This is a genomic window from Microbispora sp. GKU 823 (assembly GCF_002027145.1).
GTDB lineage: Bacteria > Actinomycetota > Actinomycetes > Streptosporangiales > Streptosporangiaceae > Microbispora > Microbispora siamensis.
The window spans coordinates 1-26,958 of the sequence record NZ_MWJN01000027.1 but is presented as its reverse complement, the minus strand read 5'-3'; the positions used below and the strand labels follow the sequence as shown (position 1 = coordinate 26,958).

Below are 26,958 nucleotides of genomic sequence, written 5' to 3'. Positions count from 1 at the left end.
AAGACCTGCGGGGTGGGGGTCCGGCGCTCACCGGGCGGCCGTGGTGGTGTCTCCGGTCGCGGGAGCCCGCAGGGCCCGGTTGACGGCGTCGGTACGCCGGGCGTCGCCCCACACCCACTCCACGCGGGCCTCGCGCCGCCGCTCGGCCAGCCAGTCGTCGAAAAGCCGCTGTTCGATCCCTCGCCGGGTGGCGCCGTCGAGAACGGCGGGCCTGACCTCCACCACGTGGGTGACCACGGGGTCGGGTCCGTACGGTCCGAGGACGTCACCGGGTGCCGCGTCCGCCGCCCCTGGGCCGAGTTCGGCGCGGAACAGGCGGTGCAGGCGGGCGTCCGCGCCGTGATCGAGCGTCTCGGCAGCGGCCGAGGCGAGGGGGTCCGCCCCACCGTTCCGCAGCCGGGCGGCGGCGGCCCGGGCGGCCTCCAGCCGGGGATAGCGGAGGGACAGCACGCTCAGCCGCTCGTAGGAGCGGGGGTCGGCGGCGAAAAGGCCGTCGGCGCGGTCGCCGGCGACGCGCCGGCGCAGCCGGGCGATCCCGGCCTCCTGCGCCACGATGTGCTCCAGGCCGGCGTGGTCGAGGCCGCGTTCGGCCATCCACGCCCGGGTGGCCTCGACCGTGAGCAGCCCCCGGGCCCGCCGGAAGGCGTCGAGGGCGTCCTGCAACTCGGCGGGGGACAGGTCCACCGGGTCGTCGGACAGCTCCTGCGCGACCAGGGCCGCGTCGACCAGCCGGCTCGCCACCGAGGCGTCGCTCCACAGCTCGTCCAGCACCGCCATGGCCTGCTCCATCGCGACTTCCATGCCGTCGACCCGGACGACGACCTGCTCGCCCGAGTTGCGGCTGCCCCGCAGCGGCCAGGGCAGGGCGCGGTCGGGGGCGAAGGCGACCGAGACCGTGCCGTCCCCCACCGGGATCAGCATGTCGTAGTGGCAGCCGCCGCCGGGGTGGTCGCGCTGCCACACCAGGCGCATCGGCGTGCCCTCGTGCTCGGCGCGCAGGTCCCCCAGCAGGAGCCTGGCCTCGGCGGGTTCCAGATCGCTGATCCGGCGCAGGTACGCCAGGACGTCGGCCAGCAGGCCGGCAGACGGAAGAACATCACTATGGACGACACTGTGCGGCGGCATGCCGGGCTCCTCTGGGCGGGATCTGTCGGGCTCGTTCGCGGAGGGGAGGTCAGGCCGGTTCGAGCAGGAGGTCGCAGACGGCCTCGCTGATCGGCAGACCGGTCATGTTCTCGACCCACAGCCACTGCGCGTTGGGGTTGACCTCCAGGAAGACGTGACGGTCGTCCGGTGTGACGATCAGGTCGACGGCGCCGTACAGCAGGCCGAGCCGGTCCATCAGCGCCAGGCACCGGTCGGCGATCTCCTCCTGCAGCCGGTGGGGCCGGTGCGGGGTGGTCCGGGTGTCGTAGTACCGCCAGTCGAGGCTCGATCGGTTGGACGCCTGGGAGTGGATCTCGGCGGCGAAGATCCGCCGCCCCACGATCGTGACGCGCAGCTCGACGCGCTTCGGCACCATCTCCTGCACGATCACCGGGCAGAACCGCAGGCCGTCGGCGTACGCGAGGTCGCGCGGCGACACCGGCTCGGTCAGGCGGGTCATCGTGAGGCCGTCGTCCCCCACGCCTTCGACGAACGGGACGTGGAAGGCCTTGGTGATGACGCGGCCGTCGTGCCGGTCGTGGAAGTCGAGGAACGACTCGGCGTCCGTGCTGATCAGCGTCTCCGGGATGGCGAATCCGAGCTCGGCGGCCAGCGCGAGCTGGGAGGACTTCTGGCCGGAGCGGCGGAAGACCGACTCGCGGGCGGGCACCTGGCGGCACGGCAACTGCTCCCACAGGTCGCTGAGCAGGCTCTTGCACTCCTGCACGGTGTGCGCGGCCACCGCCGGATCGACGATCTCGGCGTGCGGGCGCGGGGGAGTCGGCCGGCGCCACCACACGGCTGACACCGTGTCGAGGTCGATCGTCTCCTTCTCGCGCAGGATGCGCCGGGTGCCGGTTCCCGCGCCGTAGCCGAGGTCCACCTTGGCGTGGACCGGGAAGTCGCCGGGATCGAAGACGCTGACGCGCGCGCCGCGCCGGGCGAGCAGGTCGCAGACCCGCTCGGCGTGCGGGTCGTCCTCGCTGGTGAGGACGAGAACGTGAGGAGGGCGCAACGGAGGGCCTTTCGAGGGAACCGAACAGACCTGGGGGACGGGGCCTGGCGGGTGGGGAGCGCCACCGGGGCGGTGCTCCCACCCTGTGCGTCACAGCGTGATCCACCCGATGTGGTCACTCTGTGGTGTCAGCGGCAAGTGTCAGAGCGAGATGTCGTCGTACTTGCACATGTTGTCGGCGTAGCAGCCGCTTCTGTCGAACTCCGGGGCCTGTCCGCCGGTCACGCCGCGCAGGCGCTCCTCGTCCAGTTCCTCGCCCACGGCCTCGATGGCGGCGATGACGGTGCGAACCTTCATGATCGCTCCCTCAGCACAGGTAGTCGTCGTAGCCCGCGCCGGACCTCGTCCGGGCGGCGTTCGGGTTGTAGCCCCCGGTGATGCCCTCCAGCAGGCTCTCGTCCAGCTCGGCGCCCACCTCGGAAAGGTCCCGCAACTCGGTCTTGGGCTGTCCGCTCATGGTCTTCTCCTTTCGGTCGAGTCGGGAGCCGGGCGGCTCCCCCGTGTCCCAGAGCCTGTCTTGATCGTCTTGGAATCGGATTGCGTGACGGAGGTAAGCGACTTGTGGCCCGCTTTATCCGCAGTTCGTGAAGGTCAGGCGCCCAGCCGCTGCGCGGCGACGAGGCGCGCGTAGTGCCCGTCCCGGCCGAGCAGCTCGTCCCGGCCGCCCGCCTCCACGATCCGGCCCCGGTCCAGCACGAGAATGAGGTCGGCGTCCCGTACGGTGCTCAGCCGGTGGGCGATGACGACGCGGGTGCCCGCGAAGCCGCGCAGGCTCTGCTCGATGGCGGCCTCGGTCGCGGTGTCGAGGTGGCTCGTGGCCTCGTCGAGCAGCAGCATCCTCGGCTCCGACAGCAGGGCGCGGGCGAGCGCGAGCCGCTGGCGCTGCCCGCCCGACAGCCCGCCGCCGTCGGTGAGCAGCGTGTGGTAGCCCATCGGCATGGCCGCGATCTCCTCGTGGACGCGGGCCGCCCGGGCCGCCCGTTCCACCTGCTCACGGGTGGCGGAGGGGACGTTGAGCGCGATGTTGTCGAAGATCGTCCCGTTGAAGAGGACGGGCTCCTGCGGCACCACGCCGAACTGCCTGCGCAGGGCGCCGGGATCGAAGGCGGCGGCGGGCACGCCGTCGTAGCGGATCTCGCCCTCCGCGGGCGTGAGCAGCCCGAGGATCAGCCGGGCCAGGGTGGTCTTGCCGGATCCGGAGGCGCCGACCAGCGCGACCTTCTGCCCGGGATGGATGGTGACGGTGACGTCCCGCAGGATCCACGGGCTGTCGGGGCCGTAGCGGAAGCCGACGCCGTCCAGCTCGATCCGCCCCGTGAGCGTACGGGTGACCGGGTCGGCGGGGACGGGCTCCGGCTCGGCATGCCAGACGTCGGCCAGGCGCTCCACGTGCGGCCGGACCACCTGTACGGCCTGCAGCCCGGTGACCAGCGAGTTCAGCGGGGCCAGCGCGGCACCGGCCAGGGCCTGCAGCGCGAGCATCCCGCCGAGCGTCAGCGCGCCGTCCGCGACCTGGCGGGCGCCCACCCATACGAGGACGAGCGGGGCGGCGAACTGCAGGGCCCCGAGCAGGGCGTCCTGGAGGGCCTGCGCCCGGCCGCTGCTCCCCGACCGCTCGGCGACGGCGGCGATGGCCGTCGCCCATCTGCCCGCGATCCGCGGCTCCGAGCCGGAGGCCTTGACCGTCTCGATGCCGCGCAGGCCCTCGATCAGCCTGTTCTGCAGGTCGTTGCGGGCCTCGGTCTCCCGGTGGGTCAGGTCGCCGACGCGGCGGCGGGTGAGGAGCAGCAGGCCCACCTGGGCCAGGGCGAACGCGACCAGGCAGCCGCCGACCAGGGGGCTGCGCACGCCGATCGCGATCACGTATCCCAGGGCCAGCGGTGCCTCCAGGAAGGCGAGCGTCACCTGGTTGGTGAGGACCTCCCGGATCAGGGAGGTCGCCAGCACGCGGTTGACCAGGTCGGCGGAGCCGCGCAGCGCGAAGAACCGGTAGGGCGCCGCGAGGAGCCGTTCGCCCGTGACGCGGACCAGTTCGCCGTCGGCGCTCACCTTCAGCGCGACCACGGCGTATCCGCGCAGCGCCCGGACCAGTCCGTACGCGGCGACCAGGCCCAGCACCCCGAGACCCGCGACGGCCAGCAGGTCGTGGTCGCCGGCCGGCAGCACCCGGTCCACGACCAGCTCGGTCAGCGCGGGGAGGGCGAAGCCGAACGCCTGCATGACGACGCTGAGCGCCACCAGCAGCGCGAGCAGCCGCCGGCGGCCGGCGAAGGCGACGGCGGCCGGCCACCGCCACCAGCGGCCCCGCCGCAGGCGTCCGGTCCGCCGGAACTCGGGGCCGGGGGTGAAGACGAGCAGCACGCCGCTGTAGTCCCGGGCGAGTTCGGCGCCCGTGACGCGACGGCGGCCCGTCGCGGGATCGACGACCGTGACACCGCCGGGCCCGTGACGCTCGACGACGACGTAGTGGTCGCCCTTCCAGTGCGCGATCGCCGGGAGCGGCGCGTGCGCCAGCCCGTCGGGAGGCAGGGAGAAGGCCCGCGCCTCCAGTCCCCGCCGCCTGGCCGCCCTGAGCAGGGTGAGCGCGGAGGTGCCGTCACGGCCGGCGCCCATCTCCTCGCCGAGCTCGCGCACCTCCACGTGGTGCCCGTACGCGCCCAGGACCATGGCGAGGCAGGCGGGGCCGCACTCGGTGGGGGTGCGCTGGTGGACGACGGGCACGCTGCCGCCGAAAACTGTGCCGCGATTGAGCCTCATGGTCCACGGAGTGTCGGCCAGGAGGCTTGTCCATCGCTTGTGACCGGCTTCAATCCCCGGGCGGTCAGCGGCGGGCGGCGGCGACGAGGGCGCGGAACAGCGGCCCGTCCTCGTCGGCCTCCGGGTGCCACTGGACGGCCAGGGCGAAGGCCGCGCCGGTGACCTCGACCGCCTCGATCGTGCCGTCGTCCGAGCGGGCGGTGACCTCCAGCCCGTCCGCCAGGCGGTCGATCGCCTGGTGGTGGTAGTGGGCGGGCGTCAGGTCCTCGCCGTCGTAGATCTTGGCCAACGCGGGCGAGAGCCGTACGGGGAGGCGGCCGAACGTCCCGGGGGCGGGGGAGTGGGCGGTGTGGCCGACCACGTCGGGCAGGTGCTGGTGGAGGGTGCCGCCCAGCGTCACGTTGAGCACCTGCAGGCCCCGGCAGATGCCGAGGAACGGCAGGCCGGTGCGCAGGGCGGCCTCCATCAGCCCGAACTCCGCCTCGTCGCGGAACTCCCGGACGTATCCGGTCTGCTCGGCGGGCGGCGCGCCGTAGCGGGCGGGGTCGATGTCGCCCCCGCCCGCGATGATCAGCCCGTCCAGCCGCCCGGCCAGAGCGGCGGGCTCCCCGGCGGGCGGCAGGATGACCGGCTGGCCGCCCGCCCGCGCGATGTGGTCGACGTACATGTACGGCAGCAGCGCCGCCGGCATGTCCCACACGGTGAACTTCGCCGGCTCGACGTAGCACGTCACGCCGATCACGGGACGGGTCATCGGCATGCCCCTTTACAGCGGAGTGACGTACGCGCCGGAGATGCCGCCGTCGACCAGGAACTCCGAGGCGGTGATGAACGACGCGTCGTCGGAGGCGAGGAACGCGACCGCCGCGGCGATCTCCTCGGCCCGGGCGAAACGGCCGATCGGTACGTGGACGAGACGGCGCTGGGCGCGCTCGGGGTCCTTGGCGAACAGCTCACGCAGCAGCGGGGTGTCCACCGGTCCGGGGCACAGCGCGTTGACCCGGATGCCCTCGCGGGCGAACTGGACGCCCAGCTCGCGGCTCATCGCGAGCACGCCGCCCTTCGAGGCGGTGTAGGAGATCTGCGAGGTGGCCGAGCCCATGACCGCGACGAACGACGCGGTGTTGATGATCGAGCCCTTGCCCTGCCGCTGCATGTACGGGATCACGTGCTTGCAGCACAGGTAGACGCTGGTGAGGTTGACCTCCTGCACCCGGCGCCAGGCGTCGATGCCGGTCTCCAGGATGGAGTCGTCGTCCGGCGGCGAGATGCCCGCGTTGTTGAAGGCGATGTCGACGCTGCCGAACTCCTCGAACGCGGTCCGGTACATCCGGGCCACGTCGTCGTCGTTCGCCACGTCCACCTTGACGAACAGGCCGCCGACCTCCCCGGCCGCCTTCGCGCCGGCCTCCTCGTCGAGGTCGGCCACCACGACCTTGGCGCCCTCCTGGGCGAACCGGTGGGCCGTGGCCAGTCCGATGCCGCTGCCCGCCCCGGTGATGACGGCGACGCGGTCCTGCAAACGCTGCATTGATCTACTCCGTGGAGATGAAGACGTTCTTGGTCTCGGTGAAGGCCGACAGGGCGTCCGGGCCGAGCTCCCGGCCGAGGCCCGACTGCTTGAAGCCGCCGAGCGGGGTCCAGTAGCGGACGCTGGAGTGCGAGTTGACCGACAGGTTGCCCGCCTCGACGGCCCGCGCCACGCGCAGCGCCCGGCCCACGTCGCGGGTCCAGATCGACCCCGACAGGCCGTACGCCGTGTCGTTGGCGATCCGCACGGCGTCGGCCTCGTCCTCGAACGGCACGACGGACACCACGGGCCCGAAGATCTCCTCGGTGAACGCCCTGCGGAAGGACTCCGAGGACGACCCGGCCAGCACCGTGGGCGGGAACCAGTAGCCGGGGCCGGTCGGGCACGACCCGGCGGCGTACACGTCGGCCTGCGTGACGAACGACGCGACGCGCTCCCGGTGCTCGGCGCTGACCAGCGGGCCCATCTGGCTCGCCGGGTCGTTCGGGTCGCCGACCTTGACCTCGCGGACGGCCTGCGACAGGCGCGCGAGGAAGTCGTCGTAGACGGAACGCTCCACCAGGATGCGCGAGCGGGCGCAGCAGTCCTGGCCGGAGTTGTCGAAGACCGCCATGGGCGCCGAGGCCGCGGCCTTGTCGAGGTCGGAGTCGGCGAAGACGATGTTGGCGCTCTTGCCGCCCAGCTCCAGCGTCACCCGCTTGACCTGCTCGGCCGCCTTGGCGCCGATCAGCTTCCCGACCTCGGTCGAGCCGGTGAACACGATCTTCCGTACGTCCGGGTGCTCGACGAGCCGGGCGCCGGCGACCTCACCCTCGCCGGGGACGACCTGGAGCACGCCCTCGGGCAGCCCGGCCTCCAGGGCGAGCTCGGCCAGCCGCAGCGCGGTCAGCGGGGTCCACTCGGCGGGCTTCACGATCACCGTGTTGCCGGCGGCGAGGGCCGGGGCGACTCCCCAGGTCATGATGACCATCGGGAAGTTCCACGGCACGATGATCCCGACCACGCCCAGCGGCTCGGCGAACGTGACGTCCACCCCGCCCGGCACCGGGATCTGCTTGCCGTGGTTGCGCTCGGGCGCGCCCGCGTAGAAGTTCAGCACGTCGCGGACGTTGCCCGCCTCCCAGCGGGCGTTGCCGACGGTGTGCCCGGCGTTGGCGATCTCCAGCCGCGCCAGCTCCTCCGCGTGGTCCTCCACGACCTGCGCGAAGCGGCGCAGCAGCCGGGCCCGCTCGCCCGGGGCGACCGCCCGCCAGGCGGGGAAGGCCCGGGCGGCCCGCTCGACCGCGCGGTCCACCTCGGCGGCGTCCGCCATCTCGACCTCGGCGATCACTTCCTCGGTCGCCGGATTGACTATCTTCACAGCCGTTCGAACCCCCGATAGAGCTCCCAGTCGGTGACCGCCGCGTCGAAGGCGGCCAGCTCGACCCTCGCGTTGTTGGCGTAGTGCTCGACCACGTCCTTGCCGAACGCCTCCTCGGCGATCGGCGAGCCTTCCCACAGCGCCAGGGCGTCGCGGAGCGTGGCGGGCACCCGCTCGGCCCCGGAGTCGTACGCGTTGCCGCCGAACGGCTCCTCCAGCTCCAGCCCGGCGTCGATGCCGCGCAACCCCGCCGCGATCATGGCCGCGACCGCGAGGTACGGATTGACGTCGCCGCCCGGCACCCGGTTCTCGATCCGCAGGGACGGGCCGTGGCCCACCAGCCGCAGCGAGCAGGTGCGGTTGTCCACACCCCACTTCACAGCGGTGGGGGCGAAGCTGCCGGGCACGTACCGCTTGTAGGAGTTGACGTTGGGCGCGTAGAGCAGGGTCAGCTCCCGCATCGCCGCGAGCTGCCCGGCGACGAAACGGCGCCCGGTCTCCGACAGCCCGTACGGCTCGCCGCCCGCCATCACGGGGGTGCCGTCGGCGTCGCGCAGCGAGATGTGGATGTGGCAGGAGTTGCCCTCGCGCTGGTTCGGCTTGGCCATGAACGTGATCGACTTGCCCTCCTGGGCGGCGATCTCCTTGGCGCCGTTCTTGTAGAACACGTGGTTGTCGCAGGTGGTCAGCGCGTCGGCGTACCGGAAGGCGATCTCGTGCTGGCCGAGGTTGCACTCGCCCTTGGCGGACTCGACGTACAACCCGGCGCCCTCCATGCCGAGCCTGATCTTTCGCAGCAGCGGCTCGATGCGGGAGGTGCCGAGCAGCGAGTAGTCGACGTTGTAGAGGTTGACCGGGGTCATGTCGCGGTAGCCCCGCTGCCAGGCCTGCTCGTAGCTGTCGTCGTAGACGACGAACTCCAGCTCGGTGCCGACGTACGCGGTCCAGCCGCGGTCGGCGAGCCGGGCGAGCTGGCGGCGCAGGATCTGCCGGGGGGAGGCCACGACGTCCGCGCCGTCCTCCCACACCAGGTCGGCCAGCAGCAGCACGGTGCCCTCGTGCCAGGGCACCCGGCGCAGCGTCGACAGGTCGGGCCGCATGACGAAGTCGCCGTAGCCGCGCTCCCAGGACGACATGGCGTAGCCGCCCACGGTGTTCATGTCGACGTCCACCGCGAGCAGGTAGTTGCAGCCCTCGGCGGCGTGGTCCAGCACCTCCTCGAGGAAGTACCGCGCCGACAGCCGCTTGCCCTGCAACCGTCCCTGCATGTCGGTGACCGCGAGCAGGACCGTGTCCACGCGGCCCGCTTCGACGTCATCGCGGAGTCGCTCCACGCTGAGCACGGTGCCTCCCGTCCAAAAGTCTGGAATCAGACCATTGAGGGCATGCAAGCACCATGTTCCCCTCGTCGTCAACAATGTCCGGGGGGTTTAACCTCGATCACAGGGACGGGGGGCCCGCGGTGACGGGTGGAGGGACGATGCGCATGGAGATCACGCCGGCGGAGGCGTCCGTCTCCGGCCCCCGGACTCCGGCCGCGCCCGCGTCGCGGGACGCGGCCGTGGGGATCACCGGCGCGGTGTCGCTGCTGCGGCCGGTGCGGGCGGGCAACGCGTTCGAGGAGACCGTCGAGCGCCTGCTCCAGGCCATCAAGCTCGGCGTCGTCCCGCACGGCGAGAAGCTGCCGCCGGAGCGCGAGCTGGCCACCCGGCTCGGGATCAGCAGGGTCACGCTGCGCGAGGCGATCCGCGCCCTGCAGGAGGCCGGCTACCTCGACGTACGGCGCGGCCGGTACGGCGGCGCCTTCGTCGTCTACCGTCCGCCGAGCCCGCGCAAGGGCGACCTGCGCAGGGCCGTCACCCGCATGGGCGAAGACGATCTCGAGGACGCGCTGACGTTCCGGATGGCCGTCGAGTGCGGGGCGGCCCGGGTGCTCGCGACCACCGAGCTGACCCCGCGGCAGCGGGAGACGCTGGCCGCCCGGCTGGCCGGGGTGAACGACGCGGCGCCGGCCGACTACCGCCGGATGGACATCGCGTTCCACCTCGCGATCGCGGAGCTGAGCGGCTCGCCGCTGCTGGCCGCCGCCTGCGCCGACGCCCGGCTGCGGGTCACCGACCTGCTCAACGCGATCCCCGTGCTGCGGCCCAACATCGAGCACGCGGCCGTCCAGCACGCCGCCATCGCCGCCGCGATCCTGGACGGCGACCCCGAGGCGGCCGAACGGGCGGTGGCCGAGCACCTGGAGGGCACGGCGGCCCTGCTGCGCGGCTTTCTCGCCTGACCACTCCCGCCGCGCCGTAGCATCGGAGGCCGGGGGATCGCTTGATGACCGACTGGTTTCACGAACGCATCATCGAGGCGCACCGTCTGCCGCTGTTCTGCTTCTTCGTCGCGCTGATCACGGCGTTCGTCTTCACGCGGATGAACGTACGGCTGATCAGGGCGCGGGTGCGGTGGCTCGGCAACGTGAGCATGGGCGAGATGCACATCCATCACGTGGTGTTCGGCGTGGTGCTCACGCTGCTCGGCGGGGTCGCCGGGCTGGTCCTGTCGGACGTGTCCGCGGGGTGGTATTCCTTCTCCTCCGCCGTGTTCGGCGTGGGCGCCGCCCTCGTGCTCGACGAGTTCGCGCTGATCCTGCACCTGCGCGACGTCTACTGGCAGGAGGAGGGCCGCACCTCCGTGGACGCGGTCTTCGTGGCGATCGCGGCCACCGGCCTGCTGCTGCTCGGGCTGCGCCCGCTCACCTGGAACGGCGCGGACGGCGGAGGCCACTGGACGGCTCCCGCGTTCCTCTTCGTCAACCTCGTCTTCGCCATGATCACCCTGCTCAAGGGGAAGATCTGGAGCGGTCTGCTGGGGCTGTTCGTTCCGCCGCTGCTGTACGTGGGGGCGGTGCGGGTGGCCCGTCCCGGCTCGCCCTGGGCCCGCTGGTGCTACTCGGAGCGGGCGAGGCGGCCCCGGCCGCGCCTGATGGCCAAGGCGATCCACCGGGAGGAGCGCTGGCGCCGCCCGGTCATCCGGGCGAAGATCGCGGTGCAGGAGTTCGTCTCCGGCCGCCACGACCTGCCCGCGCCCGCGCTGCCCGCCCGGCACCACCGGCGGCGGGTCGTGTCCCCCCGTCCCCGGCCGGGGGCGGACCACACCGGACGCCGCTGGCGGTCGGGCCGGCCCCGTGCTCGCTGAGAACCAAAGCCCGCCGAGAACCCACCCTGAACCTGATCGTCCCCGCCCGCGTCCAATCCCGGCGGAGGGGTGATCGATGGCGGGGACGCTGCTGCCCGAGGATCCGGAGCGGCTGGGGGACTACTGGCTGTCGGGGCGGCTCGGCTCCGGCGGTCAGGGTGTGGTGTACGAGGCGTACGACGGCCGGGGCCGCCGGGTGGCGGTCAAGGTGCTGCACGGCGACGCCGCGGCGGATCCCGAGCTGCGGGAGCGGTTCGGCCGGGAGGCCGCCGCCGCGCGGCGGGTGGCGTCGTTCTGCACGGCGCCGGTCATCGCCGCCGAGCTGGACGGGCCCAGGCCGTACATCGTCAGCGAGTACGTCGAGGGGCGGAGCCTGCGCCGGGCCGTGCAGGAGGGTCAGGTCTTCGCCGGGGACGGCTTGCACCGGCTGGCGACCGCGATCGCCACGGCGCTGACCGCCATCCACGACGCGGGCGTCGTTCACCGCGACCTCAAGCCCGACAACGTGCTGCTCGGCCCGGACGGTCCCCGTGTGATCGATTTCGGTGTGGCCAGGACCCTGGAGATGTCGCTGACCAGCACCGGCCTGGTGGCCGGAACGCCGACGTACATGGCGCCGGAGGTGTTCACCGGGCAGCGGGCGGGCCCTGCGGCGGATGTGTTCGCCTGGGGCGGGATCGTGCTGTTCGCCGCGACGGGGGAGGATCCGTTCCGGGCGGAGAGCCTGGGCGGGGTGATGCATCGCGTGCTGTCGGCCGACCCGGACCTGTCGGTGCTGCCGGCGTCGCTGCGGCCGCTGGTCGGGGCGGCCCTGGTGAAGGACCCGGCGGCCCGGCCGTCCGCCCGGGACCTGCTGATGGCGCTGATCAGCGGAGGTTCCCCGGTGGACACGGGGCGGCTGCTGGCGGAGGGCAGCCGGGCGGCGCGGGCGGTGCATGCGGAGGGCGAGCCCGATCCCGCGCTGGGGGTGCTCGCCGAGGACGCCTACGACGCGCTCGGCCCGGCCGGGCGGGACCTGGTGCCGCAGGTGTTCCTGCGGCTGGTCGCGGTGGGCCCGGAGGGCGAGCTGACCACCCGCAGGGCCGGTGAGGACGAGTTGCCGCCCGGGTCGGGTGAGGTGCTGCGGATGTTCGCCTATGTGCTGTCGCGCACCGACGGTGAGGTGGGCCTGGCCCGCCCGGCGCTGCTGCGTGCCTGGCCGAGGCTGCGGGCCTGGCTGAGCGACGAGTGGGACGGCCTGCCCGTCCATGCGGAGATCCGCCTGCGGGCGCGGCAGTGGGCGGCGGGCGGCCGCCGCCAGGCCGACCTGCTGCAGGGCGGCCGCCTGGACGCGGCCGTGGGCTGGGCGGCCACCGGCCGCCGGCGTCTCGCCCTCAACGCGCTGGAACGCGAGTTCCTCGACGCGTCCGCCGCGCTGACCCGCCGGCGGGCCCACCGCCGCCGCCTGCTCACCGCGGCCCTGGCCGTACTGCTCGCGCTCTCCCTGGCGGGCGGCGGTCTCGCGGCCTACCAGGGCAGCCGGATCGCCGAGCAGCGCGACCAGATCTCCGCCCAGCGCGACCGGGCCAACGGCCGGGAGGCGGCGCTGCGCGCCGGGACCCTGCGGACCACCGACCCCACCGCCGCCATGCTGCTGAGCGTCGCCGCCTGGCGCCTCGACGGCGGCTCCGAGGCCCGCTCCAGCCTGATGGCCGCGTACGAGCAGCCGGAGGTCGCCGCCTTCCGCCCACCGGGCGGCGGGCTGCGGGCGCTGAGCCGGGACGGGCGTACAGTCGTCACGGTCTCGGACGACGAGATCCGCCTGTACGACGTGCGGAACCGGCGTCTGGTGCGGCGGATCCCGCTGCCCGGCCCGCGCTCGGAGCCTCTGCTCGGCGTGGCGCTCAGCCCGAGCGGCCGGTCCGTCGCGGTGATCACCACGGCCAGGGCGATGGTGTGGGATCTGGGAACCGGCAGGATTCGCGCTCAACTCGCCGTGCCCGGCGCGAGGTCCGACGGGGAGATCGAGTTCGCGGACGACGAGTCGAAGGTCGTCGTGCTGGAGGACCTGAACGGCTTCGTCTGGGACCTCGCGAACGGCCGGACGTACGGCCGGACGCAGGGCCGGGAGGAGGGGAGCGGCTGGCCCGGCGACCTGCCGGCAGTGCCGCGCTCGGGACGGTTCGCCGCGCTGCTGGACCCGCTGACCGGCACGCTGGACGTGCGGCGGATGCCCGGGCAGGAGCGCGACCCGAGATTCCGGGGAGTCTGCCCCGGGAAGCTGGGGGCCGTCGCCTTCAGCCGGGACGGCGCGCTGATGGCCTGCGGGGGCCGGCAGATCACCCTCGTCTCGGCCACGACGGGGCGGCGGGTCACCGAGGCGGGGGACGACTGGCCCTGGGCCGAGAGCGGGGCCAACGAGCCCGCCAACGCCATCGACGCCGGCCTGAGGTTCAGCGCGGACGGGCGCTACCTTGCGGGGTTCGCCGACCGGTCCATCAGGGTCTGGCGGGTGCGCGACCACCGGCAGGTGTTCGGCTACCGGGCCGAGGACGACGTGGTGGACGTCCGCCTCGACCCCGACGGGCACACCCTGCGCTACCTCCTGGAGGAGGCCGTGGTCAGCGTGGACATCCGGCCGCGGGCCGGGTCGCCCGTCTGCCGGGCCGGTTCTTCCGCTCGTGGCTGAGCCCCGACGGCCGCTGGATGGCGACGGAACCGGAGGAGTCCGGCCCCCTGCGGCTGTGGGACGTGTCCCGCCGGAGACCGGCCGGGTCGCTGCCGGGAACGGCCGACTGGGGCGACCCGGTCTTCGACCGTACGAGCCGGACCATGGTGATCAGCGACGTCACCCTCGACCGGCTGCGCGCCTGGGACGTCGCCGGGCGCAGACCGCTGTGGGACTACCGGGTGCCGCGCGGCCTGATGGTGGACGGCCACGCCTTCAGCCCGGACGGCGCGCTCTTCGCGGCCACGCTCACGCGGGCGGGCAACGGCTCCAGGACGCGGGGAGACCGCCTGCTCGAGTGGGACGCGCGCAGCGGCCGCCTGGTCAGGGACGTCCCGCTCGACCGGCAGACCGGCAGCATCGCCTTCGGGGCCGGCGGCCGGACGATCGTCTGCGGCGACGGGCGGATCCTGGACGCGGTCACCGGGCGGCAGCGGGGAGGCGCGTTCATGCCCTCGCAGTCCTTCGCGGTCAGCCCCGACGGCGACAGGATCGCCGTCGGCGGCATGACGGGCCGGATCTTTCTCTGGGACGCCAAGGGCCCGTCCCCGGTGCCGCCGGCGCTGCACGGGACGATGGAGCAGATCGACGCGCTGGCCTTCTCCCCCCGGGGAGACGTCCTCGCCACGGTGAGCGAGGGCGGGACCGTGCAGTTGTGGGACGTGCGCGCCGGGCGGCGGCTGGGCGGGGCCGTCCCGCTGCTCGCCGACCTCGGCCTGAGCTTGGCGTTCAGTGCCGACGGCACCCGCCTGTACGTCGCCGACCAGAGCGGGGAGCTGTTCGAGCTGCCCGTGGACGGGGAGCTCGTGGCGCGGCAGGTGTGCGCGCGGGCCGGACGGACCCTGACCAGGCAGGAATGGGCCCGCTATCTGCCCGGGACGCTCTACCGGGACGTGTGCTGATCGCCCGGTGAGCATTTCGGCCGGTTCTGTGGGTATTTCAGGCTATGTAAGAGCTGTTGGGGGGGCGGGAGGGGCGGCAATGGAGTCTCGCGAGCGGTTCGTGTTCCAGCGGATGGCGGCACAACTCAAACGGGAGGCGGCGCTGCTGACAGGGGATCGGCTGATGGCGGCGGAGGCACGCGGTGAGGAGGCCGAGGCCGACCTGTGCCTCACCTGGTACGCGATCATGGACACCACCCGCGAGATCCGCCTGCTCTACGGAGTGCCGGGATGAGGGATCATCACGGTGGGTGCGCGGGCGATACTGAGGTGGTGACCGCGTCTTCCGCCTTCCCGGCGCCGCCGTTCCACCTGCGCCTCATCGAGGACGCGCGGCCCGTCCTCGACCAGTACGGCCTGCTGCTCGCCGGCGGCTACGCGCTGCTGGCGCACGGCTGTACCTCGCGTCCCGTCGACGACCTCACCTTCGCCACCGGCGGCGAGGCCCCGCTGGCGGAGATCGGCGCGGCGCTGGTGGAGGCGTTCGGGAGCACCGGCCTGTCGGCCGAGGTGTGCGAGGCCGGGCCCCGCATCGGCCGCGTCGTCGTCGGCGACGAGATCACCGGCCAGTCGTGCGAGGTCGCCCTGCTCCGCGAGCCGCTGCGCGACCACCCCGCCGACATCGGCCCCTGCCGGGTGCTCGGCCTGGACGACGCCGTGGGCCTCAAGGTCCGCGCCCTGCAGGACCGGGGCCTGCCGCGCGACTTCGCCGACGTGGCCTCGGTGTCCGGTCTGTACTCCTTCCGCCTGCTCGAACAGCTCGGCGCGCGCTACGACGACGAGTGGCGGGTGGAGGACCTGGTCGAGCGGCTGGAGACCGTCGACCTGCTGGCCGACGAGGCGTTCGGCGGCCTGGACGAGGAGGGCGTCGCCGCGGTGCGCCGCTTCGCGTACGCCTGGGCGGAGGACATCAAGCTGCGCCGCGTCGACGACGGCGACGCCGAGTTCGACCTCGACGTCCCCGACGTGGACTGATCCAGGACGCGGATTCCCCGCGCGCACCGGCGTTTCCGGTGATTTAGGGTCTCCGGAAGATCGCACGCCGGGTGCGCGTGAAGGGGGCTCCATGGGGACGGACGGCGACGGCCCTGACGGAGGGCGGCCCGCGCCGCGGCCGAAGGCGTCCCTGGGGGAGCGCGCCTCCTGGCGGCTGCTGCTCGACCAGGTGCGCCCCCACCGGCGGGTGCTCCTGGCGGGCGGCCTGCTCAGCCTCGTCGGCAGCCTCGCCGGGCTCGCCATGCCGGTCATGGCCAAGCGGGTGATCGACGCGTTCGGCGCGGGCGGCGCGCTGGCGGGCCCGGTCATCGGGCTGTCGGCCGCGGTCCTGGCCGGTGCGCTGATCTCGGCGGCCGGGCGGTTCCTGCTGGAGCGGATGGGCGAGACGATCGTGCTCGACTCGCGCCGTGGCCTGGTGGATCGCATCCTGCGGCTCACGGTCTCCGACGTGGACCGGCTCAAGCCCGGCGACCTGCTGTCGCGGGTCAGCTCCGACACCACCCTGCTGCGGGCCGTGTGCACGGACGCGCTCGCGTCCCTGGTCGGGGCGGTCTTCATGTTCCTCGGCGCCGCGGTGATGATGGCGATCATGGACGGCCTGCTGCTCGGGGTGACGCTCGCCGTCGTGGGCCTGGTCGCCCTCATGGGCGTGGCCATCGCGCCGCGCATCCGGCGGGCCTCGCTCCAGGCGCAGGTGGCGCTCGGCGAGATGAGCTCGGTGCTCGACCGCGCCCTCCAGGCGTTCCGTACGGTCAAGGCCAGCGGTGCGGAGGCGCGGGAGACCGCGGTGGTGGGCGCGGCGGCCGTCGAGGCGCGCGACCGTGGCGTGGCCGCCGCCGCGTGGACCTCGCTGGCCGGGATCGGCGCCTGGATGTCGGTCCAGCTCGCGTTCCTCGCGGTGCTGGGGGTGGGCGGCGCGCGGGTCGCGTCGGGGGAGATGGAGATCTCCGCCCTGATCGCCTTCCTGCTGTACCTGTTCTATCTGGTCTCCCCGATCGGCCAGATCATCCAGAGCCTCACCCAGATCCAGAACGGCCTGGCCGCGGTGACCCGGATCCAGGAGATCACCACGCTGCGCAATGAGCCCGCCGCCGAACCCGTCGTACGGGCGGGCGGCGAGCCCGTCGGGGTGACCTTCTCCGGGGTCGTCTTCCGCTACGGCGACGACCGGCCGGTGGTCCACCACGACGTGACGTTCGAGGTGCCGGCCGGCGGCATGACCGCGCTGGTCGGCCCCTCGGGGGCGGGCAAGTCGACGGTGTTCGGCCTCATCGAGCGGTTCTACGAGCCGCAGGAGGGGACGATCACGGTCGGCGGGCGGGACATCCGCGACTGGCCGCTCGGCGAGCTGCGGGCCATGCTCGGGTACGTCGAGCAGGACGCGCCCGTACTCGCGGGCACGTTGCGGGAGAACCTCGTCTTCGGCGCGCCCGGGACGACCGACGAGGAGATCACCCGGGCCCTCGCCCGTACGCGGCTCGACGACCTGGTCGAGCGGCTGCCGGAGGGACTGGAGACGCCCGTGGGCCATCGCGGCATCCTGCTGTCGGGCGGCGAGCGGCAGCGGGTGGCCATCGCCAGGGCGTGCTGCGCAGGCCCAGGCTGCTGCTGCTCGACGAGGCGACCTCCCAGCTCGACGCGGTCAACGAGATGCGGCTGCGGGAGGTGGTGGCGGAGGTGGCGCGCGAGACGACGGTCCTGGTGATCGCCCACCGCCTGTCCACCGTGACCGGGGCCGACCGGATCGTGGTGATGGAGGCCGGCCGTGTGCGGGCCTGGGGCACCCACGACGAGCTGGTCGCGGCCGACGAGCTCTACCGCGAGCTCGCCGCCACGCAGTTCCTCGTCTCGTCCTGACCGGCGGGCCCGCGATCTCCGCAGACGCCGATGGCGAAGCCGTGAGCAGCCCTTACACCGGGCCACAGCTTCTTTCGACCGGGAACCGGGAACGTCGCTGGTGCGTAACCTCTCCTTCACCACCGCCCGGTTGCCGGAGCCAACGCGCGTGCGGGCGCGTCCGGTGACCCGGGCCGGAGGCGGGGCGCCCGGCCGGTCAGGCCGGGCGCCCCGCCGCTTACCTCTCATGTAATCGATCTTGCTGATGGCAGTCAGTCGGCGAGGTGGCGCATGGAGCGGACCGACCAGGCCAGAGCGGGCACCGCCAGCACCGCCACCAGGACGAAGGCGAGCGCCACGTGGCCACCTGCGAGGTGGCCGGCGAACAGCGCCCGCCCGGCCTCGACCGCGTGGTAGAGCGGGTTGACCTGGGCCACGGTCCGCATCCACTGCGGGGCGAGTGACATCGGCAGCAGGATGCCGGTGAACAGGATCAGCGGCAGTGCGAAGAACTGCAGGATCTGCGACATGCCGTTCTCGTCCCGTACGGCCAGGGCCAGGCCGTACGAAAGGCCGGAGGCGAACAGGCCGGTCAGGGCCATGAGCAGGAGCATCAGGGCGACACCCGGCAGGCTGGGCCGCATGCCCATGAGCAGCGCCACAGCGAGCCGAACAGCGCGATCATCACCATCACGCCGGGGGTGAACATGGCGAGCGTCCGCTCGTCCGGCACGCCGGGCATGGTGTTGGCCAGCAGCGGGGCGAACAGCAGCAGGTAGAGGACGGGCTGGAGAAGGCCGAACAGCGGCCAGACCGGGTTGCGTGCGGTGTTGCGCAACTCGTAGGCCAGGAACAGGCCGGTGTGTTTCAGCATGGTTCCGCCTTTCTGAGGAGGGCTCAGGCGGCGTCGCGGAGTGAGCGGCCGGTCTTGCGCAGGAAGACGTCGTCGAGCGTGGCCCGGTCGAGCGCGACCGACTCCAGGGCCAGGCCGTGCTCGGTGAGCGTGGACAGCAGGTGCGGCAGCGCCCGCTCGCCGTCGTCCAGGTAGACGCGCAGCAGGTCGCCGTCGGCCCTGACCTCCCGCGCGTACGGCAGGCCGTCCAGGTAGTGGGTGCTGAGCAGGACGCTCGTCCCGCCGTCGCGCAGCGCCCTGATCTGGTCCCACAGGTTGGCCCGGTTCTGCGGGTCGAGGCCGGTCGTCGGCTCGTCGAGGAACAGCAGCGGCGGCCGGTGGACCAGGCCGAGCGCGATCGCGACACGCCGCTTCTGGCCGCCCGACAACGTGCGGGCCGGGCGGTCGGCCAGGCCCGCCAGGTCGAACGCGCGAGCACCTCGCCGGCGCGGGCGGCGGCCGCGGCCGCCGTCAGGCCGTTGACCCGCGCGGCGAGCAGGAGGCCGGCCCTGGCCGTGTTGTTCTCGTCCACGCCACCGGCCTGGCCGACGTACCCGATGCGGCGCGCACCTGCTCGGGGGAGGCCGGCAGGTCGTGCCCGGCCACCGTCGCGGTGCCGCCCGTGGGCGCGACCAGCGTCGCAAGCATGCGGATCGTCGTGGTCTTCCCGGCGCCGTTGGGGCCGAGCACGCCGAAGATCTCGCCCTCGGCGACGTTGAGGTCGATCCCCCGCACGGCCTCCACCGGCTCGGCCGCCCGCCTGCCACGCGGGCGGTAGGTCTTGCGTAATCCTCGCGCTTCAATGATCATTTCGGCTCCTCGCAGCGCGACCTGGAACGGGTCGACGATCGGCATGATCTCCGACCAGTGCTCGCGCAGCCGCCGGTCGAACTCGGCCCGTCCCTCGGGCGTGATGGCGTAGACCGTGCGCCCGCGCGCGCCGCCACCGGGGGATCCGCTGTCGCCGACCACCTCCAGCAGGCCTTCCTGGGCCATCTTCCCCAGCGCGTGGTAGATCGAGCCGAAGGCGTGTTGGCCCAGTGGTCAACCGTGAACGACGATCACGAGACACCGCGCCCGCGGCGGTGAGGTGCGCGCAAGATCCACCGGACGGCCTATCGTGAGGTCCATGCGACCCACGGCTCTGATCACCGGCGCCTCGCGGGGCGTGGGGGCGGCGATCGCCCGTGCCCTCGCTCCCACCTACGAACTCTTCCTGGGCGGCCGGGACGGCACCGCGCTCGACGCGTTGTGCGCCGAGCTGCCGGCGGCCCGCCCCTGGGCGGTGGAGCTCACCGAGCTCACCCCCGCCGACGTGGAGGGGATCGACCGGCTCGACCTGCTGGTCCACAGCGCGGGCGTCGCCAGTGTCGGGCCACTCGCCGACACCCCCGCCGGCGAGTGGCGGCGGCTGATGGAGGTCAACGTCATCGCGGTCGCCGAGCTGACCCGGCTGCTGCTGCCCGCGCTGCGGGCGGCCCGCGGGCACGTCGTGCTGATCAACTCAGGCTCCGGGCAGCGGGCCAACGCCAATTGGGGCGCCTACGCCGCCAGCAAGTTCGCCCTGCGCGCGTTCGGCGACACGCTGCGCGAGGAGGAGCACCCGAACGGCGTCCGGGTCACCGCGATCTTCCCCGGACGGGTGGGCACCGACATGCAAAGAGGCATCCGCATCCAGGAGGGAGGGCCGTACGAGCCGGGAAGATACCTGGAGCCGGAATCGGTGGCGCGGGCCGTGGTGGCCGCGCTGACGGCCACGCCCGACGCCCACGTCACCGAGATCACCGTACGGCCGCCGCGGGACCGACCCGCTGACGGCCGGACGAGGCACGGGGGACGGACGTTCACTACAGTGGCATCACCGCCACGCCGCCCACCTGGAGGACCGGTGCACGTGACTTACTGGTGCGAGGTGGCGTGGCTGCCGCCCGGCGAGGTCGTCGAGAGCGTGGTCGTCGGCGTCGAGGGCCGCCGCATCGTGGAGATCAGGCCCGAGGCGCCGCCTCCCCCGGGAGCCGTACGGCTGGCCGGGCTCACCCTGCCCGGCCTGGCCAACTGCCATTCGCACGCCTTCCACCGCGCGCTGCGCGGCCACACCCAGACCGGGCGCGGCAGCTTCTGGACCTGGCGCGAGCGGATGTACGCGGTCGCCCAGGCGCTCGACCCCGACCGCTACCTCGCCCTGGCCACGGCGACCTACGCTGAGATGGCGCTCGCCGGGATCACCACCGTGGCCGAGTTCCACTACCTGCACCACGGCCCCGGGGGCAGGCCGTACGCGGACCCGAACGCGATGGGCCACGTGCTGGTCGAGGCGGCCAGGCGGGCCGGGCTGCGCATCACCCTGCTCGACACCTGCTATCTGACCGGCGGCATCGGCGACGCCCTCGCCGGCACCCAACTGCGCTTCGGCGACGGAGACGCCGAGCGCTGGGCGGCCAGGACCGACGACCTCGCCCGGGCGCACGAGGGCGAGGAGGACGTGGAGATCGGCGCGGCCATCCACTCCCGTGCGCGCGGTGCCCCCCGAGCAGATGCACGTCGTCGTCGACTTCGCCCACCGGCACACCGGGCCGCTGCACGTTCACGTGTCGGAACAGCGGGCCGAGAACGAGGCGTGCGTCGAGGCCTACTCGGCCACGCCCGTGCAGGTGCTGCACGACCACGGCGCGCTGGGGCCGCGCTCGACCGCGGTCCACGCCACCCACCTGTCCGACGTGGACGTGGCGCTGCTCGGCGGCTCCACCACCCACGTGTGCATGTGTCCCACCACCGAACGCGACCTCGCCGACGGCGTCGGCCCGGCCCGCAGGCTCCTGGAGGCCGGATCGCCCGTCACGCTCGGCACCGACAGCCAGGCCGTGATCGACCTGTTCGAGGAGGCCAGGGCGGTGGAGCTGGACGAGCGGCTGGTCACGGGCGAGCGCGGGCACTGGCCCGCCGCGCAGCTCCTGCACGCCGCGACCGCCGCCGGGCAGGCGTCGCTTGGCTTCCCCGACGCGGGGTGCCTGGTGCCCGGGGCCTGGGCCGACCTCGTCTCCGTCCGGCTCGATTCGGTCCGTACGGCAGGCGCGACCAAGGCGTCGGCGGTGGAGTCCGTGGTGTTCGCCGCCACCGCCGCGGACGTGTACTCGGTGGTCGCCGGCGGGCGGCGGATCGTGGAGGACGGGCGGCACGTGCTCGGCGACATCGGCGCGTTGCTGCGCGAGGCGCTCGCCCCGCTGCAGCGGTGAGGTTTGCGCCGTTCACGGGGTGGCGAGGATCAGGAGACGTGGGGCCCAGCGGCATGACATCAGTCGTTTTCACGGGGATCGGACTGCTTTACACGGCGGACCCCGAGCGGGAGGAGATCGAGGACGCGGCGCTGGTCGCGGAGAACGGCGTGGTCCGGTGGATCGGCCGCTCAGCCGACGCCCCGCCCGCCGACGAGCGGGTCGACGTGGAGGGGCGCGCCGTCATCCCGGGATTCGTGGACAGTCACGCGCACCTGGTGTTCGCCGGCGACCGCACCGAGGAGTTCGCCGCGCGGATGGCCGGACGGCCCTACACCGCGGGCGGCATCCGCTCGACCGTCGCCGCCACCCGCCGGGCCACCATCCCCGAGCTGGTGACCACGACCGCGCTGCTGGTCTCGGAGATGACCATGCAGGGCACGACGACGTTCGAGATCAAGAGCGGCTATGGCCTCACCGTGGAGGACGAGCGCCGCAGCCTGGAGATCGCCTGCCAGTTCACCGAGGAGACCACGTTCCTCGGGGCGCACGTCGTCCCGCCGGACACGACCGCCGACGACTACGTCCGGCTCGTGACCGGCCCCATGCTGGAGGCGTGCGCGCCGTACGCCAAGTGGGCGGACGTGTTCTGCGAGCGCGGCGCGTTCGGCGAGGAGCACAGCAGGGAGGTGCTCGCGGCGGGCCGCAAGGCCGGGTTGCAGCTCAGGGTCCACGCCAACCAGCTGGGACCGGGGCCGGGCGTGCGGCTGGCCTGCGAGATGGGGGCGGCCTCGGCCGACCACTGCACGCATCTCACCGACGCCGACGTGGACGCGCTCGCCGCCGGCGGGGTCGTCGCCACCCTGCTGCCGGGCGCGGAGTTCTCCACCAGGTCGCCCTATCCGGACGCGCGGCGGCTGCTCGACGCGGGCGTCGCGGTGGCCCTGGCGACCGACTGCAACCCGGGCTCCTCGTTCACCACCTCGATGCCGTTCTGCGTCGCGCTGGCCGTACGCGAGATGGGCATGACGCCGCTGGAGGCCGTGCGGGCGGCCACCCGCGGCGGCGCGCGGGCGCTGCGGCGCACCGACGTGGGCACGCTGTCCGCGGGCTCCCACGCGGACCTCGTCATCCTGGAGGCGCCGTCGTACGTCCACCTCGCGTACCGGCCGGGAGTGCCGCTCGTGGCGCAGGTGTGGCGGAGGGGGCGCCGCCTCGTTTAGGCCCCCGCAACCTGGGTAATCGGCTTTTTTCCTGGCCTCGCATCCTCCTTGGGGAGGAAAACGAAACCATTCCAGGGTCGTATTCATTTGGGGAATCTTTGCCATGGACCGGCCGTTGACCGGGTCAGGAGCAGGAAGCCGGGGGCCGTGCCGACGGGGCGGACACGTCCGGCTCACCGGCTCACATATTGCTATATCGCGGCGGCGGAACGAGGTGCCATCGGATGGCGACGGGGAATCGGACGCAGGAACAGCACGTCTCTGACCGGGATCTGCTGGGGACGTATCTGGCCGAGATCGGCCGTGTCCCGTTGCTGACCGCGGAGCAGGAGGTCGAGCTGGCCAAGCGCATCGAGGCGGGGCTGTTCGCCGAGCAGTTGCTCGACGGCGGGCGGCCCGAGCCGAAGATCGCGGACGCGACCGACGAGGAGCTGGAGCGCATCGCGATCTCCGGGCGGCGGGCGAAGGACGAGTTCATCCAGGCCAACCTGCGTCTCGTGGTCGCGGTCGCGAGGAAGTACTCCGGACGGGGGATGCCGCTGATCGACCTGGTGCAGGAGGGCAACCTCGGGCTGGTCCGGGCCGTGGAGAAGTTCGACTACCGCCGGGGGTACAAGTTCTCGACCTACGCCACCTGGTGGATCCGGCAGTCGGTGGGCCGCTCGATCCACGAGCAGGCGCGGCCGGTGCGGCTGCCCACCCACGCGGGCGAGCAGATGACGCGGCTCATGCGGGTGCGCAGGGACATGCTGGCGGAGTTCGACGCCGAGCCGACCGACGCCGACCTCGCCGAGGTGCTCGACCTGCCGATCGAGCGGGTGCAGGAGTTGCGCCGCTGGGCCTCCGACCCGGTCTCCCTCCAGCTCGGCGTGGGCGACGAGGACGAGACCGAGCTCGGTGACATGATCGCCGACGAGACCTGGGCGGACCCCGAGCAGCAGGCCATGGCCACGCTGGAGAAGGAGCGCCTGGAGCAGTGGCTGACCGGCCTTGAGGGTCAGATCCGCGAGATGCTGCGCTGGCGGTACGGCCTGGTGGACGGCCGCGAGCACACCCTCACCGAGGTGGGGGGAGCGCTACGGCATCGGCCGTGACCGCGCCCGGCGCATCGAGCGCGACGCGCTGGTGCGGCTGCGCAAGATGGCCAGCGCCGCGTAACCGGCGCTCCCAGCGGTGGCCGGTGACCCCGGCCGTGACGACGCGCACTCCTTTGGGGTGCGCGTTTTGTCGTTCCAAGCACGTCCGAAACCGGCCCGAAACACGGTGGTGGCGAGTTTCACACATGTGAAACACACATGGTCGTGGGCTGAAACGGCGGAAGAACACGCTGTCGCCAACGTCAGTGCGCCAGCCGGCCGATGGTGACCCCGAGCGAAGCACTGAGGGAGTGATAACCGGCCACACGCCAAATGTAAGGAGGGCCGCGTCGGTGAAGATCGATACCGGCACCACCGCCTGGATGATCACAGCCACCGCTCTGGTGCTGCTGATGACCCCCGGGCTCGCGTTCTTCTACGGGGGCATGACCAGGGCGAAGAGCGTCCTGAACATGATGATGATGTCGTTCGTCAGCATCATCACCGTCACCATCGCCTGGGTGCTGTACGGCCACTCGCTGGCCTTTGACGCCTTCGGCGACGGGGACAACTTCATCAACAAGCTCATCGGCGGCGGGGACGCCCTGGGTCTGCAGAGCCTCATCGACACGGCCACCAAGGACGACGGCACCGGTATGCCGAGCCTGGTGTTCTCGGCCTTCCAGCTCACCTTCGCCATCATCACCGTGGCCCTCATCAGCGGCGCCATCGCCGACCGGGCGAAGTTCGGCGCGTGGGTCGTCTTCGGCCTCGCCTGGGCGACGCTCGTCTACTTCCCCGTGGCCCACTGGGTCTGGGGCGGCGGCTGGCTGGCCGGCCTCGGCATCGAGGACTTCGCCGGAGGCACGGTCGTCCACGTGAACGCGGGCGCCGCCGGTCTCGCGCTCGCGCTGGTGCTCGGCAAGCGGACCGGGTGGCGCAAGGACCCGATGCGGCCGCACAACCTGACCCTGGTGCTGCTCGGCGTGGGCCTCCTGTGGTTCGGCTGGTTCGGCTTCAACGCGGGCTCCGAGCTCGCCGTCGACGGCACGGCCGGTCTCGCGTTCATGAACACCCAGGTCGCCACGGCCGCCGCCGCCGGTGCCTGGATTCTCGTGGAGAAGCTGCGCGACGGCCACTCCACCACCCTCGGCGTCGCCTCGGGCGCGGTCGCCGGCCTCGTCGCCATCACCCCCGCCTGTGGTTTCGTCGACCCGTGGGCGGCGCTCGTGCTCGGCCTCATCGCCGGCGCGGTCTGCGCGTACGCGGTGGGCCTGAAGTACCGCCTCGGCTTCGACGACTCGCTCGACGTGGTCGGCGTGCACCTGGTGGGCGGCGCGATCGGCGCGGTCTCGCTCGGCATCATCGCCCGCTACCCCTTCGCGGACGGCCAGAACGAGGGCCTCATCTACGGCGGCCCGATCTCCCAGCTCGGCGTGCAGGCCCTCGGCCCTGTCGCGGTCGGCCTCTACTCCTTCATCATGGCGTACGTGATCGGGAAGGTCATCGACAAGACGATGGGCTTCCGGATCGACCAGGAGAACGAGGTCACCGGCATCGACATCACCACCCACGCCGAGACCGGGTACGACCTCGGCACCGTCCACTCCTCGGGAGTGGCCTCCCTCAACGGGCCCGTGCCCGCGCCTGCGAAGAAGGTCGACGCATGAAACTCATCACCGCAGTCATCAAGCCGTTCAAGCTGGACGACGTGAAGGCCGCCCTGGAGCAGTTCGGCATCAAGGGCATGACGGTCTCGGAGGCCAGCGGCTACGGCCGCCAGCGCGGCCACACCGAGGTCTACCGCGGCGCCGAGTACCAGGTCGACCTGGTGCCCAAGGTCCGGGTCGAGGTCCTCGCTGAGGAGGACGACGCCGAGGACGTCATCGACGTCATCGTCAAGGCGGCCCAGACCGGCAAGATCGGCGACGGCAAGGTCTGGTCGGTCCCCGTGGACACGGTCGTCCGGGTCCGCACCGGGGAGCGCGGGCCGGAGGCGCTGTAACCGGATGATGAGAGGGGAAGCGCGCTCGTTCGCCGGGGCCCGCAAGGACCGGGCCGCGGACATCGACAGATGGCTCACCGATCTGTTCCGCACGGCGGCCACCCGGCCGTACGCGCGGGAGGGGGGATCGGGAGGGAAGGGCGGCTTCCCCGACGAGAGCGGCCCCGCCGCCTCTCCGGGGACCGGCCCCACTGGAATCGGGCACAGCGGAATCGGCCCCAGCGGGATCAGCGGGGTCGCCCTGGTCGCGGTCGGCAGCCTGGGGCGGAGCGAGCTCGCCCCGGGCAGCGACCTCGACCTGGTCCTGCTGCACAACGGCCGCGACGACGTGGCGAGGATCGCCGACCGCATCTGGTACCCCATCTGGGACTCCGGGATCGGCCTCGACCACTCGGTTCGTACGGTGGACGAGGCGGTGAAGGTCGCCAGGGAGGACCTCAAGGCCGTGCTGGGCCTGATCCAGGCGCGGCACGTGGTGGGGGACCCCGAGCTGACCAGGGCCGTGCGGGAGGCCGTGCTCGCCGAGTGGCGGGCGGACTCCCGGCGCAGGCTGGCCGAGCTGCGCGCGTCGGCGGACAAGCGCGCCGAGTCCGGCGGCGAGCTGGCCTTCCTGCTCGAACCCGACCTCAAGGACGCCAGGGGCGGGCTGCGCGACGTGCAGGCGATGCAGGCCGTGGCCGCCGCCTGGGTCGCCTCGGCCCCCGGCCCGCGGGTGCGCGAGGCGTACGAGCTGCTGCTGGACATCAGGCACGGGCTGCACCTCGTCACGGCGCGCGGCACCGACCGCCTGGTGCTCCAGGAGCAGGACGCGGTCGCCGGAACGCTGGGCCTGCTGGACGCCGAGGCGCTGATGCGCCGCCTGGCCGAGGCGGGCCGGACCATCTCCCACGCCTTCGACGCCACCTGGCGGACGGTGGACCGGCTGCTCACCGGCCCCGCCCCCCGGGGCCGCAGCCGCTCGCCGACGGTGTCGTGGAGCACGGCGGCGAGGTCGTGCTGGCCCGCGGCGCCAACCCGCGCCACCGCCCCACGCTCGTGCTGCGCGCGGCCGCGGCCGCCGCCGAGCCGGGCT

General features: G+C 72.9%; 25 protein-coding genes and 4 pseudogenes. 16 read left to right on the top strand and 13 right to left on the bottom strand.

Features of this window, described 5'->3' with window-relative positions; genetic code table 11:
* Nucleotides 1-27 precede the first annotated feature (27 nt).
* The 9 genes from B1L11_RS16500 to B1L11_RS16470 form a co-directional block, all read right to left on the bottom strand.
* Nucleotides 28-1,125, bottom strand: a complete 1,098-nt coding sequence (locus B1L11_RS16500; RefSeq protein WP_079315294.1) for a TIGR04500 family putative peptide maturation system protein — start codon at nt 1,123-1,125, stop codon at nt 28-30.
* Between the two features lie 49 nt (nt 1,126-1,174).
* Nucleotides 1,175-2,161 carry an MvdC/MvdD family ATP grasp protein gene (locus tag B1L11_RS16495; RefSeq protein ID WP_079315293.1) on the bottom strand — a complete coding sequence of 329 codons (987 nt, stop codon included), beginning with the start codon at nt 2,159-2,161 and terminating at the stop codon, nt 1,175-1,177.
* A gap of 141 nt (nt 2,162-2,302) precedes the next feature.
* Nucleotides 2,303-2,458, bottom strand: a complete 156-nt coding sequence (locus B1L11_RS46870) for a hypothetical protein (RefSeq protein ID WP_179155182.1) — start codon at nt 2,456-2,458, stop codon at nt 2,303-2,305.
* Nucleotides 2,459-2,468: 10 nt separating this feature from the next.
* Nucleotides 2,469-2,618: a hypothetical protein gene (locus tag B1L11_RS46865; protein WP_179155181.1), complete on the bottom strand. Its 150-nt coding sequence runs from the start codon at nt 2,616-2,618 to the stop codon at nt 2,469-2,471.
* Nucleotides 2,619-2,752: 134 nt separating this feature from the next.
* Nucleotides 2,753-4,918, bottom strand: coding sequence for a peptidase domain-containing ABC transporter (locus B1L11_RS16490; protein WP_079315292.1), 2,166 nt, complete (start codon nt 4,916-4,918; stop codon nt 2,753-2,755).
* 64 nt (nt 4,919-4,982) lie between these two features.
* The gene (locus B1L11_RS16485; RefSeq protein WP_079315347.1) at nt 4,983-5,672 is read right to left on the bottom strand and encodes a gamma-glutamyl-gamma-aminobutyrate hydrolase family protein; all 690 of its coding nucleotides are present in this window, start codon (nt 5,670-5,672) and stop codon (nt 4,983-4,985) included.
* A 12-nt stretch (nt 5,673-5,684) separates the two neighbouring features.
* Nucleotides 5,685-6,449: a 3-oxoacyl-ACP reductase gene (locus B1L11_RS16480; RefSeq protein ID WP_079315291.1), complete on the bottom strand. Its 765-nt coding sequence runs from the start codon at nt 6,447-6,449 to the stop codon at nt 5,685-5,687.
* Nucleotides 6,450-6,453: 4 nt separating this feature from the next.
* Nucleotides 6,454-7,761 (bottom strand): aldehyde dehydrogenase, encoded by a 1,308-nt coding sequence (locus B1L11_RS16475; protein WP_256862618.1) that lies wholly within the window; start codon nt 7,759-7,761, stop codon nt 6,454-6,456.
* A gap of 44 nt (nt 7,762-7,805) precedes the next feature.
* Complete coding sequence (locus B1L11_RS16470; RefSeq protein WP_306291665.1) at nt 7,806-9,143, bottom strand: glutamine synthetase family protein; 1,338 nt, start codon at nt 9,141-9,143, stop codon at nt 7,806-7,808.
* Nucleotides 9,144-9,289: 146 nt separating this feature from the next.
* Here B1L11_RS16470 and B1L11_RS16465 point away from each other — a divergent pair, with 146 nt between their 5' ends.
* From B1L11_RS16465 to B1L11_RS50995, 8 genes are all read left to right on the top strand, one after another.
* The gene (locus tag B1L11_RS16465; RefSeq protein ID WP_239108237.1) at nt 9,290-10,093 is read left to right on the top strand and encodes a FadR/GntR family transcriptional regulator; all 804 of its coding nucleotides are present in this window, start codon (nt 9,290-9,292) and stop codon (nt 10,091-10,093) included.
* 44 nt (nt 10,094-10,137) lie between these two features.
* Complete coding sequence (locus B1L11_RS16460) at nt 10,138-10,998, top strand: hypothetical protein (RefSeq protein WP_079315289.1); 861 nt, start codon at nt 10,138-10,140, stop codon at nt 10,996-10,998.
* Between the two features lie 76 nt (nt 10,999-11,074).
* Nucleotides 11,075-13,666, top strand: a complete 2,592-nt coding sequence (locus B1L11_RS54030; protein ID WP_079315288.1) for a WD40 repeat domain-containing serine/threonine protein kinase — start codon at nt 11,075-11,077, stop codon at nt 13,664-13,666.
* Between the two features lie 17 nt (nt 13,667-13,683).
* A complete protein-coding gene (locus B1L11_RS16450) occupies nt 13,684-14,607 on the top strand; it encodes a WD40 repeat domain-containing protein (protein ID WP_079315287.1) in 924 nt (307 codons plus the stop codon).
* Between the two features lie 79 nt (nt 14,608-14,686).
* The gene (locus B1L11_RS16445) at nt 14,687-14,881 is read left to right on the top strand and encodes a hypothetical protein (protein WP_079315286.1); all 195 of its coding nucleotides are present in this window, start codon (nt 14,687-14,689) and stop codon (nt 14,879-14,881) included.
* 38 nt (nt 14,882-14,919) lie between these two features.
* Nucleotides 14,920-15,621: a hypothetical protein gene (locus B1L11_RS16440; protein ID WP_079315344.1), complete on the top strand. Its 702-nt coding sequence runs from the start codon at nt 14,920-14,922 to the stop codon at nt 15,619-15,621.
* Between the two features lie 91 nt (nt 15,622-15,712).
* On the top strand, nt 15,713-17,347 hold the full coding sequence (locus B1L11_RS16435) for an ABC transporter ATP-binding protein (protein WP_256862608.1): 1,635 nt from the start codon (nt 15,713-15,715) through the stop codon (nt 17,345-17,347).
* Nucleotides 17,320-17,499, top strand: coding sequence for a hypothetical protein (locus B1L11_RS50995; RefSeq protein WP_256862607.1), 180 nt, complete (start codon nt 17,320-17,322; stop codon nt 17,497-17,499). The genes B1L11_RS16435 and B1L11_RS50995 overlap by 28 nt, the downstream gene beginning before the upstream one ends.
* Nucleotides 17,500-17,750: 251 nt before the next feature.
* On the opposite strand, the gene B1L11_RS16430 is transcribed toward B1L11_RS50995, so the two are convergent.
* From B1L11_RS16430 to B1L11_RS16420, 3 genes and pseudogenes are all read right to left on the bottom strand, one after another.
* Nucleotides 17,751-18,128, bottom strand: a complete 378-nt coding sequence (locus tag B1L11_RS16430) for an ABC transporter permease (RefSeq protein ID WP_079315285.1) — start codon at nt 18,126-18,128, stop codon at nt 17,751-17,753.
* Nucleotides 18,092-18,352 carry a hypothetical protein gene (locus tag B1L11_RS16425; protein WP_079315284.1) on the bottom strand — a complete coding sequence of 87 codons (261 nt, stop codon included), beginning with the start codon at nt 18,350-18,352 and terminating at the stop codon, nt 18,092-18,094. The genes B1L11_RS16430 and B1L11_RS16425 overlap by 37 nt, the downstream gene beginning before the upstream one ends.
* A 23-nt stretch (nt 18,353-18,375) precedes the next feature.
* A pseudogene (locus B1L11_RS16420) lies at nt 18,376-19,177 on the bottom strand (ABC transporter ATP-binding protein).
* A 322-nt stretch (nt 19,178-19,499) separates the two neighbouring features.
* Between B1L11_RS16420 and B1L11_RS16415 the strand changes: the two are divergent.
* Nucleotides 19,500-20,108, top strand: a pseudogene (locus B1L11_RS16415) (SDR family oxidoreductase); the annotation flags it as partial.
* Between the two features lie 120 nt (nt 20,109-20,228).
* On the opposite strand, the gene B1L11_RS54885 reads toward B1L11_RS16415, so the two are convergent.
* Nucleotides 20,229-20,432 (bottom strand): hypothetical protein, encoded by a 204-nt coding sequence (locus B1L11_RS54885; RefSeq protein ID WP_372974683.1) that lies wholly within the window; start codon nt 20,430-20,432, stop codon nt 20,229-20,231.
* Between B1L11_RS54885 and B1L11_RS54880 the strand changes: the two are divergent.
* The 7 genes and pseudogenes from B1L11_RS54880 to B1L11_RS16385 form a co-directional block, all read left to right on the top strand.
* Nucleotides 20,349-20,675: pseudogene (locus tag B1L11_RS54880) on the top strand (amidohydrolase family protein); the annotation flags it as partial. The gene B1L11_RS54885 and the pseudogene B1L11_RS54880 sit on opposite strands and share 84 nt — an antisense overlap.
* Before the next feature lie 214 nt (nt 20,676-20,889).
* Nucleotides 20,890-21,603: an amidohydrolase family protein gene (locus tag B1L11_RS54875; protein WP_372974682.1), complete on the top strand. Its 714-nt coding sequence runs from the start codon at nt 20,890-20,892 to the stop codon at nt 21,601-21,603.
* Between the two features lie 53 nt (nt 21,604-21,656).
* Nucleotides 21,657-22,805 (top strand): imidazolonepropionase, encoded by a 1,149-nt coding sequence (hutI, locus tag B1L11_RS16405; RefSeq protein ID WP_079315283.1) that lies wholly within the window; start codon nt 21,657-21,659, stop codon nt 22,803-22,805.
* Nucleotides 22,806-23,029: 224 nt separating this feature from the next.
* Nucleotides 23,030-23,899, top strand: a complete 870-nt coding sequence (locus tag B1L11_RS16400) for an RNA polymerase sigma factor RpoD/SigA (RefSeq protein WP_256862606.1) — start codon at nt 23,030-23,032, stop codon at nt 23,897-23,899.
* Between the two features lie 335 nt (nt 23,900-24,234).
* Nucleotides 24,235-25,551, top strand: coding sequence for an ammonium transporter (locus B1L11_RS16395; RefSeq protein WP_079315282.1), 1,317 nt, complete (start codon nt 24,235-24,237; stop codon nt 25,549-25,551).
* On the top strand, nt 25,548-25,886 hold the full coding sequence (locus tag B1L11_RS16390) for a P-II family nitrogen regulator (protein ID WP_030510869.1): 339 nt from the start codon (nt 25,548-25,550) through the stop codon (nt 25,884-25,886). The genes B1L11_RS16395 and B1L11_RS16390 overlap by 4 nt, the downstream gene beginning before the upstream one ends.
* A 4-nt stretch (nt 25,887-25,890) precedes the next feature.
* A pseudogene (locus tag B1L11_RS16385) lies at nt 25,891-26,958 on the top strand (hypothetical protein); the annotation flags it as partial.

Excerpts from the sequence above, each read along its gene's own strand:
- B1L11_RS46870 (WP_179155182.1), bottom strand. The coding sequence starts at position 2,458 with ATGAAGGTTCGCACCGTCATCGCCGCCATCGAGGCCGTGGGCGAGGAA.
- B1L11_RS16425 (WP_079315284.1), bottom strand. The coding sequence starts at position 18,352 with ATGCTGAAACACACCGGCCTGTTCCTGGCCTACGAGTTGCGCAACACC.
- B1L11_RS16445 (WP_079315286.1), top strand. The coding sequence starts at position 14,687 with ATGGAGTCTCGCGAGCGGTTCGTGTTCCAGCGGATGGCGGCACAACTC.
- B1L11_RS16390 (WP_030510869.1), top strand. The coding sequence starts at position 25,548 with ATGAAACTCATCACCGCAGTCATCAAGCCGTTCAAGCTGGACGACGTG.
- B1L11_RS16435 (WP_256862608.1), top strand. The coding sequence starts at position 15,713 with ATGGGGACGGACGGCGACGGCCCTGACGGAGGGCGGCCCGCGCCGCGG.
- B1L11_RS16475 (WP_256862618.1), bottom strand. The coding sequence starts at position 7,761 with ATGGCGGACGCCGCCGAGGTGGACCGCGCGGTCGAGCGGGCCGCCCGG.
- B1L11_RS16485 (WP_079315347.1), bottom strand. The coding sequence starts at position 5,672 with ATGACCCGTCCCGTGATCGGCGTGACGTGCTACGTCGAGCCGGCGAAG.
- B1L11_RS16450 (WP_079315287.1), top strand. The coding sequence starts at position 13,684 with ATGGCGACGGAACCGGAGGAGTCCGGCCCCCTGCGGCTGTGGGACGTG.
- B1L11_RS16465 (WP_239108237.1), top strand. The coding sequence starts at position 9,290 with ATGCGCATGGAGATCACGCCGGCGGAGGCGTCCGTCTCCGGCCCCCGG.
- hutI (WP_079315283.1), top strand. The coding sequence starts at position 21,657 with ATGACATCAGTCGTTTTCACGGGGATCGGACTGCTTTACACGGCGGAC.
- B1L11_RS16490 (WP_079315292.1), bottom strand. The coding sequence starts at position 4,918 with ATGAGGCTCAATCGCGGCACAGTTTTCGGCGGCAGCGTGCCCGTCGTC.
- B1L11_RS16460 (WP_079315289.1), top strand. The coding sequence starts at position 10,138 with ATGACCGACTGGTTTCACGAACGCATCATCGAGGCGCACCGTCTGCCG.
- B1L11_RS46865 (WP_179155181.1), bottom strand. The coding sequence starts at position 2,618 with ATGAGCGGACAGCCCAAGACCGAGTTGCGGGACCTTTCCGAGGTGGGC.
- B1L11_RS16480 (WP_079315291.1), bottom strand. The coding sequence starts at position 6,449 with ATGCAGCGTTTGCAGGACCGCGTCGCCGTCATCACCGGGGCGGGCAGC.
- B1L11_RS54885 (WP_372974683.1), bottom strand. The coding sequence starts at position 20,432 with ATGGCAGTTGGCCAGGCCGGGCAGGGTGAGCCCGGCCAGCCGTACGGC.
- B1L11_RS16500 (WP_079315294.1), bottom strand. The coding sequence starts at position 1,125 with ATGCCGCCGCACAGTGTCGTCCATAGTGATGTTCTTCCGTCTGCCGGC.
- B1L11_RS16430 (WP_079315285.1), bottom strand. The coding sequence starts at position 18,128 with ATGGGCATGCGGCCCAGCCTGCCGGGTGTCGCCCTGATGCTCCTGCTC.
- B1L11_RS16400 (WP_256862606.1), top strand. The coding sequence starts at position 23,030 with ATGGCGACGGGGAATCGGACGCAGGAACAGCACGTCTCTGACCGGGAT.
- B1L11_RS54030 (WP_079315288.1), top strand. The coding sequence starts at position 11,075 with ATGGCGGGGACGCTGCTGCCCGAGGATCCGGAGCGGCTGGGGGACTAC.